The following is a 12,837-nucleotide window of genomic DNA, read 5'->3' as shown; positions in this document are numbered from 1 at the left end:
CATGCATTGGCCATTCGAAGTCCTGATTGGGCTGCGTTATTTGCGCGCCAAACGGCGCAACGGTTTCATTTCTTTTATCTCCCTGATTTCCATTGTCGGCATCGCGCTGGGCGTGGCCGCGCTGATCATCGTGCTGTCGGTGATGAACGGTTTCCAGAAGGAAATCCGTGGCCGCATCCTCAGTGTGGCTTCCCATGTGGAAATCTCCGCCTTTGATGGCCGTCTGCCGCAGTGGCAGAGCGTGGCCAAAGTGGCAGAGCGGGACACTCATGTGCTGGCGGCAGCGCCCTTCGTCAATGGTCAGGGGCTGTTTTCCGCCTACGGCAATGTACGCGGCGGCCTGGTACGCGGCATCGAACCGGTGCTTGAGGACAAGGTGGTGGATGTAGGCCGCCACATGGTGCGCGGCAAGCTGGAGGCGCTGCAGCCGGGCAGTTTTGGCATCGTGCTGGGGGTGGAACTGGCAAGACAGCTGAATGTGGGCATGGGCGACAAGGTGACGCTGTTCACCCCGGAAGGCACGGTCACGCCCGCCGGGATGATTCCGCGTTACAAGCAGTTCACCGTGATCGGCATCTTCAAGGTGGACATGTTCGAGTACGACGCCTCGCTGGCCATGATCCATCTGCAGGATGCCCAGGTATTGTCGCGGCTGGGCAATACCGTCAGCGGCGTACGCCTGAAGCTGGATGACCCGATGCTGGCTCCGCTGGTGAAGGCCAACCTGCAGCAGGCGCTGGGCCAGCAGGATCAGGTGACCGACTGGACGGATACCAATGCCAATTACTTCCGTGCGGTGCAAATCGAAAAACGCATGATGACCATCATCCTCACCCTGATCGTGGCGGTGGCGGCTTTCAATCTGGTATCCACGCTGGTGATGGTGGTGACCGACAAACAGGCGGATATTGCCATTCTGCGCACCCTGGGTGCGGCACCGTCCAGCATCATGAAGATTTTCATGATCCAGGGCTCGGTGGCCGGTGTCAGCGGTACCCTGGCCGGGGTGGCCGGTGGCGTGCTGGTGGCGCTGAATCTGGATGTGATCGTGCCGTTGATCGAACGCGTGCTGGGCACCAAGCTGTTGTCCAGCGAGGTGTACATGATCGACTACCTGCCTTCCGATGTGCAGCTGGGCGATGTCAGCACCATTACCGTGATTGCCCTGTTGCTGGCCTTGCTGGCCACCATTTACCCGAGCTGGCGTGCCGCGCGCACCCAGCCGGCGGAGGCGCTGCGCTATGAGTAATGTGCTGAACTGCCGCAATCTGGGCAAAACCTATAGCGAAGGGCGGCTCAACCTGACCGTGCTGTCCGATGTATCGCTGAGTGTGGACAAGGGTGAACGGCTGGCCATTGTCGGCGCCTCGGGTTCGGGCAAGAGCACGCTGCTGCACTTGCTGGGCGGGCTGGATACGCCCAGCCAGGGCGTGGTGGAAGTGCTGGGGCGCGATCTGGCCGGCCTGTCCGAGGCCGAGCGTGGTGTGCTGCGCAACCAGTCGCTGGGCTTTGTCTACCAGTTTCATCACCTGCTGCCGGAATTCTCTGCGCTGGAAAACGTGATGATGCCCTTGCTGATTCGTCGCCTGCCGCGCAAAGAAGCCGAAGAGCGTGCGGCCAGCATGCTGACACGGGTCGGCCTGGCCCAGCGTCTGCAGCACAAGCCGGGCGAGTTGTCCGGAGGCGAGCGCCAGCGGGCGGCCATTGCCCGTGCGCTGGTGACCGAACCTGCCTGCCTGCTGGCCGATGAACCTACCGGTAATCTGGATTACCAGACCGCACGCCAGGTGTTCGACCTGATGCTGGAGCTGAATGCCGGGCTGGGCACCAGTCTGGTGATCGTCACGCACGACCTGGAGCTGGCTGGCCGGGCGCAGCGAACATTGCGGCTGGTGGAAGGCCGTTTGCAGGACGCAGTGCTGAGCGCCTGAATCCTCGGTGCGCGATACGGAGAAAACAATGCTGTTTGTGCGTGAAGAAATGGATTTTGACGTGGTATTGCAGGCGCTGCAGAGCGGCCCCGGGCTGACCCAGCTGTTGCTGGGCGTGCTATGCCTGTTGCTGGGGGTGTTTGCCGCACGCAATACCTTCCGCCGCTGGTTCATGCATCACCCGGAGCGTTACGACCGTTTCATCCCCTATACCGCCTTCCGGCTGGTGTTGCCGCTGGTTGCGCTGGTATCCATGCTGTTGTGCATCATGGGCTGGATGATGGTGATGCATACGCGTCCGCACCTGCTTCCCCTGTTTACCGCCATGCTGTTCTGGCTGGGGGTGATCCGGCTGTTTACCGCGGTCATGCGTCAGGCGCTGCCGCAGGGCAAGTTCGAGCGTAATTCCGAACACTTCATCGCCACCGTGCTGTGGCTGGGTTTTGTCAGCTGGGCCATCGGCTTTGATGAAGTGATGCTGGACTGGCTGCAGTCGGTTTCCTTCTCCGTCGGCAAGTCGCGGCTGGACCTGCTCACCATCCTTAATGCCATGTTGTGGGTGTCGATCATCGTGGTAGTGGCCTTGTGGGTCAGCCGGGTGATCGAGGCGCGGGTGATGGCGCTCAAGCACATGGACCTGTCCTTGCGCATCGTGTTTGCCAAGATGGCCCGCACCCTGCTGATTGTGGTGGCGGTGCTCATCGCGCTGCCGGTGGTGGGCATAGACCTCACCGTACTGTCGGTATTCGGTGGTGCAGTCGGTGTGGGGCTGGGTTTTGGCTTGCAGAAGATTGCCAGCAACTATGTGTCCGGCTTCATCATCTTGCTGGACCGTTCCATTCGCATTGGTGACCGCCTGATGGTGGATAACCGGGTAGGCTATGTCACCCGCATCACCTCCCGCTATGTGGTACTGAAAAGCGCGGATGGCTCCGAAGCACTGGTGCCGAATGACGCGCTGATTTCCAATACCGTGATCAACCAGTCCTATTCCGACAAGTCCATGTGGATCAGTCTGCCCATCCAGGTGGATTACGGCACAGACCTGGACCAGGCACTGGCGGTGCTGCGTGAATCGGCAGTCAACCCGCGGGTAAAGACCGACCCGGCTCCGGCTGCCTTTGTCACGGCTTTTGCCGATAGCGGCATCAATCTGGAGCTGGGCATCTGGGTGAAAGACCCGGAAAACGGCTTCATGGGCTTGCGTTCGGAAATCTATCTGGCCATCTGGCGGCGTTTCAAGGAACTGGGTATCGAAATTCCCTATCCGCAGCGGGATGTGCGTATTGTCAGTGATGTGGCCGTGGCCTTGCCCGGCCGGGGAGAGCAGGGATGACAGGCAAACGACTGGCGATTGTGGATGACGATGCCGCGGTACGGCAGGCGCTGATCTGGCTGCTGGACGGTCAGGGCTACCAGGTCAGCGGCTTTGACAGTGCCGAAGAGTTCCTGGCCACCGGCCCGGATACCGGCTTCAACGGTCTGATTGTCGACCTGCGCATGTCCGGCATGTCCGGCATCATGCTGCTGGAGCGCCTTGCCGGTCTGGACTACTGCCCGCCAGCCATCATGCTGACCGCCCATGGCGATGTGCCGCATGCGGTGGCTGCCATCAAGCTGGGCGCGCTGGATTTCATGGAAAAACCATTCGACGACGAGGTATTGCTGTCACGGGTGGAAAAAATGCTGCTACAGGATGAAAGCAACCGCGCCAGCCATGGCCGCCGTCAGCGGGTGGGCAGCATGCTGGCGCAATTGACCGAGCGCGAAAAGGAAGTGATGCAGCTGATTTTGCTGGGCAAGCTGAACAAGCAGATTGCCGAAGAGCTCTCCATCAGCATGAAAACGGTGGAAGTACACCGTGCCCGTGTGTTCGAGAAAATGGGCGTCAAGTCGGCGGTGGAACTGGCCGGCTTGCTGGCTGCCAGCAAGGCCGATGCATCCGGAGGGCGTGGCGATGGGCACTAAGCAGCCGGTTTCCGTGCTGGTGGTGATTCACACCAAAGCCGGTGAAGTCTTGCTGATTGAACGCGCCGACCGGGCGGGCTACTGGCAGTCGGTCACCGGCAGCCGTGAAGGCAGCGAGACCCTGCTGGAGACAGCACGGCGCGAGGTGCTGGAAGAAACCGGGCTGGATGCCGACCAGCATGTGCTGAGTGACTGGCAATTGCACAACCGCTACGAAATCTACCCGCACTGGCGTCATCGCTACCCGGACGGCGTGACGCATAACGATGAATATGTGTTTGGCCTGCAACTGGACGCGCCACAAGCGGTGCGGCTGGCGGAAGGCGAGCATGTGTCCCAGCAATGGCTGCCCTGGCAACAGGCCGCCGAGCTGGTGTTTTCCCCCTCCAATGCCGCAGCCATCCGCCAGCTGGCAACACGGCTGGGCTTGCCTGCCGACTAGCCGTGCAGCAGGCAGCCGGCCACGGCTGCTGCGGCAATCACCTTGATCACCCCCACCTTGTAGCGCTGCAGTGCCAGTGCCGCAGCCACGGCCAGCAGGATGGCCTGCCAGTCCGGCCCGGCTTGCCAGCCTTGCGGCCAGAGCGCATGCCAGCCAAAGAACAGCGCCAGGTTGGCGATCACGCCCACCACTGCCGCGGTGATGGCAGTCAGTGGCGCAGTGAGCGACAGCTTGCCATGGCTGCTTTCAATCAGCGGCCCACCAGCCAGAATGAACAGGAAAGATGGCAGGAAGGTAAACCAGGTCACCAGGCAGGCGGCCAGTGTGCCAGCCAGCCCCGGAACCATACCCCCTGCATGCTGGAAGCCACCGACAAAGCCGACAAAGGCCACTACCATGATGAGCGGGCCGGGTGTGGTTTCGCCCAGTGCCAGTCCGTCCATCATCTGTCCGGCATTCAGCCAGCCATGCTGCACCACTGCACCCTGATAGACATAGGGCAGCACCGCATATGCCCCGCCAAAAGTCAGCAAGGCAGCCTTGGTGAAAAACCAGCCCATCTGGCTGAAGGGGTGGTCCCAGCCAAACAGGCCAAGCAGCACCAGCATCGGGCCGCACCACAACAGGCTGCCGGCCAGCACTACGCGCACCAGCCCGCCACGGCTGAAACGGGCATGAGGAGGCGGTGGAGTGTCATCGTCTATCAGTGCCGGTCCGGCTGACTGATGCGCTGCGCCATGTCCGCTGCCTGCGGCGGCAAACAGCGCCGGGTAGTGTTTGCCCGCCAGCGCGCCGATCAAGGCCGCAGTCAGGATGATCAGTGGGAAGGGCAGTCCGAAACCGGCCAGCGCGATAAAGGAAGCCAGTGCCAGTCCCCACAGCAGGCGGTTCTTCAAGGCACGCTGACCAATGCGCAGTGCCGCATGCAGCACGATGGCGACAATGGCCGGCTTGATGCCGTAAAACATGCCCGCCACCACACCCAGCTGGCCAAATACCAGATAGGCCCACGACAGCGCAATCAGGATCAGCAGCGAAGGCAGCACAAAAAGTCCGCCAGCCACGATACCGCCAGGCGTGCGGTGCAGCAGCCAGCCAATATATGTCGCCAGCTGCTGGGCTTCCGGGCCGGGCAGCAACATGCAGTAATTGAGCGCGTGCAAAAAGCGGCGCTCGGAAATCCAGCGGCGGCGTTCCACCAGTTCCTGATGCAGGATGGCAATCTGCCCGGCCGGGCCGCCAAAGCTGATGAAACCCAGCTTCAGCCAGAAAGCGCTTGCCTCGCGCAAAGAGACGGACCGTGGTGCTGGCGGTGTGTTGTTGACAGGCATGGACTGTCCGGAATCGGTATTTGTGTAAGCAAAGTGTGCCCATTTTGCACGGGCAGTACAAACTTCGTCACAAAACAGGCAAGGACAGCATGCGGCAGGATCGTTACAATCCGTTTTTCCGTTAATTGTCATCATACTGTCATGCTTGCACTGGAAAGCTTCAATCAGGCTTGTTTCCTGCTCATCAACGCCACGCCCGCTTCGTCCGTGCTGATGATCAAGCTGGCCATCTTCTTTGCCAAATACCTGATTTTGCTGATTCCGGTATTGCTGCTGCTGATGTGGCTGTGGGGTGAGCGTGCCCAGCGCGAGCGTGCGCTGAAGGTGCTGTTCAGTGTCGGGCTGGCCTTGCTGTGCAATCAGCTGATCGGCATGTTGTGGGATCACCCGCGCCCCTTTGCCATTGGCCTGGGGTATCGCTTTATCGACCATGCAGCCGACCCGTCCTTCCCCAGTGACCACACCACCATCTTCGCCACCACCGCCTTTGCCTTCTGGCTGGCCGGCAAGGCCAGGCTGGGCCAGCTGCTGTTGCTGCTGACCGTACTGGTGGGCCTGTCACGCATTTATCTGGGTGTGCACTGGCCGCTGGATATTCTGGGTGGGTTGCTGCTGTCGCTGCCCTATGCGCTGGCCTTGCATGCCGCCTGGCCGCGCTTTGGCCAGCGTGTGCTCGATGGCCTCAATCGCAGCTATCGTTGCCTGCTGGCCAAGCCGATTGCGCTGGGTTGGGTCAAGGCCTGATTCAGCCGGCCAGCTGCAGGCCACCTTGCAGCATCATCACGGTTGCAATCACCACCATCATCAGGCTGGATAGATAAGGCAGGCGTCGAATGGTGCCATCCAGCTGATGAAACTTCTCACCCAGCCGTCGTGCTCCCCAGGCGGCCACCACGCCAACGCTCACCAGTGAAATGGCCAGGCCGATGCTGAACGACGCCACCATGGTCAGCCCCAGCGCTACCCGCTTGAGCTGCAGGCAAATCAGCAGGATGGTGACTGAGGCCGGGCAGGGCATCAGGCCGCCAGTCAGCCCGAACAGGGCAATCTGGCCATTGCTTACCGTTTTGCCGGCAAAGCGCCGGGCAATTTCCTCGGCATGGGCTTTTTCATGGGCATCCTGATACGGCTCGGCGGTGTCGGCCTGGGCCGACGCGCGTTGCGGCCGTGCCAGCATGCTGCCTTTGCCGACAACAGCGGGATTCTGACTGCGCTGCTGGTAGCGCCGCGCTGCCGGTGGGCCAAAGCGCAGGGCAAACTGATGGCCATGATTGCCATGCAGCATGTGCAGCGTGACGGAAAACTGGTGCGGCAAGGCAATGGGCTGCTCCGCCTGCAGGTAGCTCCCTCGTGATATCAGGAGGTAGTCCTCTTGCTGGCCGTCATCCCGCCGTACCTGTAGCCGGTACTGCACCTCACTGGCCGGCTTTTGCGGGCGTAGCTGTGCGCTGTAGCAATACAGGCGAAAACAGGCCTCGCTGTTCCTGTCATTACCCTCCAGCACTAACTCCACCAGTCCATGGCCGGTATTGATCATCTTGCCGCCGTGCGGGGCGTGCTGCCAGGCCCGGGCCGCCAGATTGTCCAGTCGCGTGCGCCATGCCATCCAGCTGGCAATGCCCAGCACGATGATGCCGGAGAGCAATAGCAGCCATGGCTCCGCCTGTTCAACCAGCAACTGGTTGCCATAGTGCAGGGCGCTTGCCGCCAGCAGCCAGACGACGAGCGAGTGGGACAAGGCCGCGCACAGGCCCAGCAGCACGGCCTGGGCAATGCTGCCGCGGATGGCAATGATGAAGGACGCCATCAGTGTTTTGGAGTGACCAGGCTCCAGCCCGTGCAGGGCGCCCAGCAGGATGGCGGATGGAATGAACAGCCAGAGGTTGGTGGAACCTTGCTGTATCAGTTCGCTCAGTGGTGGCATGATGCGGATGCGTATCAGGATGAGAATGTCCGCAATATACTACCCCCCAGTATGTTTTGAGAAAGAAAATCGCAATGGGACACACCGTAAAGGGAAAAAAACCGCTACTGGCCAGAGTACGGCGTATCCAGGGACAGGCCGCCGCCATCGAGCGGGCGCTGGAGGAAGGGCAGGAGTGCATGGCGGTACTGCAGCAGATTGCTGCGATACGCGGTGCGGTCAATGGCCTGATGGCCGAAGTGCTGGAAGGCCATTTGCGCGAGCATTTGCTGGCCCCCGCCGCCATTGCTGCCGACGTCGACCCGGAACGGCAGCAGGAAGCCGACCAGGTGATGCGCCTGGTCCGCTCCTACCTGAAATAAAGCTGGCTGCTGCAAGCCGCATCAGCTTCAGGCTGACTGGCATGCTGATACCTGAAGTTGCCTCCCCCCAGGATGGAAATCGCGCATTATTTGCGCCAGGGACTGGCACAAGCGAGGCTGCTTGCGCTATGGATAGATGATGAAGCCACTCAAGATAACGACTTACAACATCCACAAGGGCATGTCCCCGCTGAACCGCCATGTGCGGGTCGATGAAATTGCCCATGCGCTGGAAATGCAGTCACCGGATTTGCTGTTCTTGCAGGAAGTTCAAGGCAAGAACCTGCTGCGTTCGCTGCGTCACGAGGGCTGGCCGGTACAAGCCCAGCATCACTATCTGGCCCGGCGGCTGGATCACAAGGTGGTGTATGGCCTGAATGCCGCCTATGAGCACGGCCACCATGGCAATGCGGTGCTGACCCGTCATCCCATCATCGAATGGTGTAACCGCGACCTGTCGGTCAACCGCTTTGAAAGCCGTGGCTTGCTGCATTGCATGCTGTTGCCGCGTGGCTGGAACCGCCCGGTAGCCGCGCTGTGTGCGCACCTCAATTTGCTGGCCCGCGACCGGCGCAAGCAATACGCCAATCTGCTGCATTACATCGAGGCAGCCATTGCGCCGGATACGCCCATCATCCTGGCTGGCGACTTCAACGACTGGCAGGGGGAGGCCAGCGAACGCCTGCAGCAGGCTGGCTTGCAGGAAGTGTTTCTCACCCACCGCGGCCATTACGCGCAAAGCTTTCCGGCACGGCTGCCGGTGCTGCCGCTGGACCGCATTTATGTGCGCGGCCTGCGGGTGCTGAGTGCCGATGTGCTGCGCGGCCTGCCCTGGTCGCGTTTGTCCGACCACTTGCCGCTGACGGCATCGCTGCTTCCAGCCTGAAAATGCTGATGTTCGATATGAAATATCAGTATTTGACGATTGATAAAACCATGCCGTAATCCTGCTTTGTCAGCAGCAAAATTTCCGTTTTACTGCAAAGCTTGCGCTTTTAGGGCAGGAATACTGCACCAGGCTTGACGTAAAGCGAAAATTGATGTTCAATACCCAAAATTAATCGCCGATTTGACACAGCTTGCGGGCGTAAAACAGCTAAAGCGTGGGTAAGCAGACCCCGTATCAATTCAGTTTCTGCTTATATAATCTTTTCAGTATTCAAAGATTCCATGCATAAAGCCCGCCAGCGTCATCGGCGGGCTTTATGCATTCCGGAGTATTTGAATGATTCATCTGCAAAACATCCGCAAGCGTTTTCGCCGCCCCGGTGGCGGTTGGTTCGACGCTGTGCAGGATACCTCGCTCGCCATCACCGCTGGTGAAGTGTTCGGCCTGATCGGTTTTTCCGGTGCCGGCAAATCCACCTTGCTGCGGCTGATCAACCTGCTGGAGCGTCCGGACAGCGGCGCCGTCATCGTGGACGGACAGGACCTCACCGCCATGGATGCGCCTGCCTTGCGGCGCGCCCGTCAGCATCTGGGCATGGTGTTCCAGCAATTCAATCTGATGGCCAACCGCACCGTGGCCGACAACATCGCCTTCCCGCTGGAGATTGCCGGCTGGTCCAAGGCCGATATCGCCCAGCGCGTGGCGGAATGTCTGGAAGTGGTCGGGCTGGCCGACCGTGCGCAGCACTATCCGGCCCAGCTGTCCGGCGGGCAAAAGCAGCGGGTGGGCATTGCCCGCGCACTGGCTCCGCGTCCCAAGGTGATTCTGGCTGATGAACCCACTTCGGCACTCGACCCGAAAACCACCCAGTCCATTCTGGACTGCCTGCGCGACATCAATCAGCGCTTTGGCGTGACCGTGGTGATTGTCACCCACGAAATGCATGTGGTGCGTTCCATCTGCCACCGCGCGGCCGTGCTGGACGCCGGCCAGGTGGTGGAAGTGGTGGAGGTGAGCGATGGCAAGGTGGATGCCCGTTCAGACCTCGCCCGTTCTTTGCTGGAGGCTGCGTGATGGAAGAAATGACTTTTGCTGCGGCATTGGCTGACCTGGCCGGCATGGCCCCGGAAATCTGGCAGGCCTGTCAGGAAACCGGCCTGATGCTGGGCGTGGGACTGGCTGCCGCCATCCTGCTGGGCGGGCCCTTGGGCATCTGGCTGTACCTGTCGCAGCCGGGCCAGCTGTTTGCCAACCGTCTGGTCAATGGTGTGCTGGGCTGGACGGTGAACCTGGTGCGCTCCTTCCCCTTCATCATCCTGATGGTGTCGCTGGTGCCGCTTACCCGCCTGCTGGTGGGCAGCACCATCGGCCCGGTGGCGGCTGCCGTGCCGCTGTCCTTTGCCGCCATTCCGTATTTTGCCCGGCTGGTGGAGCAAACCCTGCGCGAGATTCCACGGGGTGTGGTGGAAGCGGCCGAGGCCATGGGGGCCAGCCCCTTGCAGATCATCATCAAGGTCTTGCTGAACGAAGCCCGCTCCGGGCTGATTTCCAGCCTGACCATTCTCACCATCAGCTTTCTGAGCTATTCCGCCGTGGCGGGGGTGGTGGGTGGCGGCGGTATTGGCGATCTGGCCATCCGTTATGGCTATTACCGTTTCCAGACCGACGTGATGGTGGCCATGGTACTGCTGCTGGTGGTGATCGTGCAGATCATCCAGCTGCTGGGCAACCGGCTGGCCGCCAGGCTGGACAAGCGCTGAATCAATCCTACAGACCGGGCGACACCGTCAGCCCGGCAACCCGGCTGGTGTGCTGCCTGGCAGCCAGGCCAGCTGCTTTCCCTTATCAATCATTGCAAGGAGTTCACATGCGTAGATTCGTCATCAAGGCGCTGGCCGTATCTTGTCTGGGTCTGGCCATTGCCGGTCCGGCACTGGCGGCTGACCCGGCCAAGAAAGAAATCGTGATTGGCACCACCGTGGGTGACTTTGGCGACATGGTGAAGCAGTCGATCAAGCCCATCCTGGAAAAGCAGGGCTATGCGGTCAAACTGGTGGAATTCACCGATTATGTACGTCCCAACATGGCCCTGCAGGAAGGTGCGCTGGATGTGAACGTATTCCAGCACAAGCCTTACCTGGACAACTTCGTCAAGGAACACAAGCTGAGCCTGAAGGAAGTATTCCAGGTGCCGACTGCACCGCTGGGCATCTATCCGGGCAAGCTGAAGTCACTCAAGGACGTGAAGGAAGGCAGCACCATTTCCGCGCCGAACGATCCGTCCAACTTTGCCCGTGCACTGGTGATGCTGAGCGATCTGGGCTGGGTCAAGCTCAAGCCGGGTATCAACCCGCTGACCGCTTCCGAGCGTGATATCGCCCAGAACGTGAAGAAGCTGAAGATTGTCCAGCTGGAAGCCGCCCAGCTGCCGCGCTCGCGTAACGATGTGGACTTTGCCGTCATCAACGGCAACTACGCCACCAGTTCCGGCATCAAGCTGACCGAGGCCGTGTTCCAGGAAAAGAGCTACGCCTATGTCAACTGGGGTGTGGTGCGCGCTGCCGATGCGGGCAAGCCGTGGGCACGTGACGTGATTGCCGCTTACAACAGCAAGGCCTTCAGTGACTGGGCCAAACAGAAATATGCCGGTTACAAATTCCCGCAAAGCTGGAAATAAACCGTAACCCATGCATGTGGCCCTGTCGGGATGATGACGGGGCTGGCAGGTTTTCTTGTAACACTCCTGGCTACAAGACTTGTACGGAGGGCAATGCCCTCCGTTTTTTTATGGCCAGCCCGGATGCTGGCATGACCGGTTTATTCGCACACGGTGAAGGGAGCCTTGTGTTCCAGCAGGCCGGGCTTGTCTTCGCTTGCCGGTGTGGCATCAACCACGGCATGGACCGGGTTGCCATCCGGGTCCAGCAGGGTACAGCGCTTGCTGTCATCCCCGAGAACCAGGCTGGGGGCGGGGCGACCACCGGCAGCCAGGCCCGCGGCCACAAAGCCGGTCAGCAGCTGCGCGCTTGCCGCACGGAATACCAGATGAACATGGCTGCGCTGTTCCGGCTTGCCGCCTGTCACCAGCAGTTCGTCGGCGCGAAAGAAGTCGGCGCCTTCTGCACTCAGCGTGCGGCCCAGCTCATGCAGGATGGCCTGGTAAAAGCGTTTGCTGGCAGCCAGATCTGCCACCACCACGTGGACCTGTTCCAGCAGACGTGCGTTGTGATAGTGCATGGGACATCTCCTCTGTTATTGACAGCTTTTGTCCCATCATACGCCGCAGCCACAAGGCTTGCCCATCCCGTGAAGTACGGCCTCAGCGTGCCAGCCATTCCTTGACAAACTGCTGGCGGAAGGCATGCAAGCGTGCCAGCCGCTCCACCGCCATGGCACGGCCTGCTGCGGTTTGCATCATGTCGGGCAGCTTTTCCAGTTTCACTTCGATGTGATCGAGCGCGTATTCACGGTCATCCAACGCCCGGCCTGCGCCCAGCGGGTTGTCCGGATGCGCCAGTTGCCGACCCATGCGGCCCGAGGTGTAGAACATGCGCGCAAGGCCAATGGCACCCAGCGCGTCCATGCGGTCGGCGTCCTGCACGATGCGTGCTTCGTCGGTCTGCGGCGGGATATTGGCAGAAAAACTGTGCGCCTCGATGGCGTGCGCCACGGCAGCCAGCTTGTCAGCCGGAAAGCCAGCATCCGCCAGTAACTGACTGGCCTTGGCGGCAGCTAGCCGCGATGCCTGTGCCCGGTCCGGGTGATTCTTTGGCAGATTGACCAGATCGTGCAAATAACAGGCTGCCAGCACCACCAGGGCATCCGCCTGCGGGTGATGCGGCAGGATGTGCCGCGCCGCCGCCCATACCCGGTGAAAGTGCGACAGATCATGGGCACCGTCGGCATCCGGTTCCTGTTGTTGCAATAGCCCGATCAGCTGCTGCTGCCAGTGTTGCAGTTGCGGGGTGAGTTCAAGCGGTGACATGGTGG

15 protein-coding genes are annotated in these 12,837 nt (G+C 60.8%); 11 read left to right on the top strand and 4 right to left on the bottom strand.

Going from position 1 to position 12,837, the window contains the following annotated elements:
* Position 1 precedes the first annotated feature (1 nt).
* The 5 genes from DKK66_RS01245 to nudB are packed head-to-tail and all read left to right on the top strand — an operon-like array spanning position 2 to position 4,341.
* A complete protein-coding gene (locus tag DKK66_RS01245; RefSeq protein WP_062789698.1) occupies positions 2-1,249 on the top strand; it encodes a lipoprotein-releasing ABC transporter permease subunit in 1,248 nt (415 codons plus the stop codon).
* The gene (lolD, locus tag DKK66_RS01240) at positions 1,242-1,931 is read left to right on the top strand and encodes a lipoprotein-releasing ABC transporter ATP-binding protein LolD (RefSeq protein WP_131354808.1); all 690 of its coding nucleotides are present in this window, start codon (positions 1,242-1,244) and stop codon (positions 1,929-1,931) included. Before DKK66_RS01245 ends, lolD begins: the two co-directional genes overlap by 8 nt.
* A gap of 28 nt (positions 1,932-1,959) precedes the next feature.
* Complete coding sequence (locus DKK66_RS01235) at positions 1,960-3,267, top strand: mechanosensitive ion channel family protein (protein WP_131354804.1); 1,308 nt, start codon at positions 1,960-1,962, stop codon at positions 3,265-3,267.
* On the top strand, positions 3,264-3,899 hold the full coding sequence (locus DKK66_RS01230) for a response regulator transcription factor (RefSeq protein WP_045847178.1): 636 nt from the start codon (positions 3,264-3,266) through the stop codon (positions 3,897-3,899). The genes DKK66_RS01235 and DKK66_RS01230 overlap by 4 nt, the downstream gene beginning before the upstream one ends.
* Positions 3,889-4,341 (top strand): dihydroneopterin triphosphate diphosphatase, encoded by a 453-nt coding sequence (gene nudB / locus DKK66_RS01225; RefSeq protein ID WP_062789707.1) that lies wholly within the window; start codon positions 3,889-3,891, stop codon positions 4,339-4,341. Before DKK66_RS01230 ends, nudB begins: the two co-directional genes overlap by 11 nt.
* Here the strand turns inward: nudB and chrA are convergent.
* A complete protein-coding gene (gene chrA / locus DKK66_RS01220) occupies positions 4,338-5,672 on the bottom strand; it encodes a chromate efflux transporter (RefSeq protein WP_062789709.1) in 1,335 nt (444 codons plus the stop codon). The genes nudB and chrA overlap by 4 nt on opposite strands.
* Positions 5,673-5,813: 141 nt before the next feature.
* Between chrA and DKK66_RS01215 the strand changes: the two genes are divergently transcribed.
* Complete coding sequence (locus DKK66_RS01215) at positions 5,814-6,416, top strand: phosphatase PAP2 family protein (protein ID WP_131354801.1); 603 nt, start codon at positions 5,814-5,816, stop codon at positions 6,414-6,416.
* A gap of 1 nt (position 6,417) precedes the next feature.
* Here DKK66_RS01215 and DKK66_RS20640 read toward each other — a convergent pair whose 3' ends face one another.
* On the bottom strand, positions 6,418-7,596 hold the full coding sequence (locus DKK66_RS20640; protein ID WP_131354798.1) for a sulfite exporter TauE/SafE family protein: 1,179 nt from the start codon (positions 7,594-7,596) through the stop codon (positions 6,418-6,420).
* A 74-nt stretch (positions 7,597-7,670) separates the two neighbouring features.
* Between DKK66_RS20640 and DKK66_RS01205 the strand changes: the two genes are divergently transcribed.
* The 5 genes from DKK66_RS01205 (at position 7,671) to DKK66_RS01185 (ending at position 11,524) form a co-directional block, all read left to right on the top strand.
* The gene (locus tag DKK66_RS01205; protein WP_131354795.1) at positions 7,671-7,958 is read left to right on the top strand and encodes a metal/formaldehyde-sensitive transcriptional repressor; all 288 of its coding nucleotides are present in this window, start codon (positions 7,671-7,673) and stop codon (positions 7,956-7,958) included.
* Between the two features lie 136 nt (positions 7,959-8,094).
* Positions 8,095-8,844 (top strand): endonuclease/exonuclease/phosphatase family protein, encoded by a 750-nt coding sequence (locus DKK66_RS01200; RefSeq protein WP_370302738.1) that lies wholly within the window; start codon positions 8,095-8,097, stop codon positions 8,842-8,844.
* A gap of 339 nt (positions 8,845-9,183) precedes the next feature.
* Positions 9,184-9,921 carry a methionine ABC transporter ATP-binding protein gene (locus DKK66_RS01195; protein ID WP_131354787.1) on the top strand — a complete coding sequence of 246 codons (738 nt, stop codon included), beginning with the start codon at positions 9,184-9,186 and terminating at the stop codon, positions 9,919-9,921.
* The gene (locus DKK66_RS01190) at positions 9,921-10,607 is read left to right on the top strand and encodes a methionine ABC transporter permease (protein ID WP_045847186.1); all 687 of its coding nucleotides are present in this window, start codon (positions 9,921-9,923) and stop codon (positions 10,605-10,607) included. Before DKK66_RS01195 ends, DKK66_RS01190 begins: the two co-directional genes overlap by 1 nt.
* Positions 10,608-10,714: 107 nt before the next feature.
* Entirely contained in the window at positions 10,715-11,524 is an 810-nt protein-coding gene (locus DKK66_RS01185; RefSeq protein WP_045847187.1) for a MetQ/NlpA family ABC transporter substrate-binding protein, read from the top strand.
* Between the two features lie 140 nt (positions 11,525-11,664).
* Here the strand turns inward: DKK66_RS01185 and DKK66_RS01180 are convergent, their stop codons facing one another.
* Positions 11,665-12,084 (bottom strand): hypothetical protein, encoded by a 420-nt coding sequence (locus DKK66_RS01180; RefSeq protein WP_045847188.1) that lies wholly within the window; start codon positions 12,082-12,084, stop codon positions 11,665-11,667.
* Positions 12,085-12,166: 82 nt separating this feature from the next.
* Positions 12,167-12,832 carry an HD domain-containing protein gene (locus DKK66_RS01175; RefSeq protein WP_131354784.1) on the bottom strand — a complete coding sequence of 222 codons (666 nt, stop codon included), beginning with the start codon at positions 12,830-12,832 and terminating at the stop codon, positions 12,167-12,169.
* Between the last annotated feature and the right edge of the window lie 5 nt (positions 12,833-12,837).

The sequence above is a fragment of the Aquitalea sp. USM4 genome, from assembly GCF_004328945.1.
Lineage (GTDB): Bacteria > Pseudomonadota > Gammaproteobacteria > Burkholderiales > Chromobacteriaceae > Aquitalea > Aquitalea pelogenes.
The sequence above is the reverse complement of the archived record's forward strand: the minus strand, read 5'-3'. Positions and strand labels throughout refer to the sequence as shown.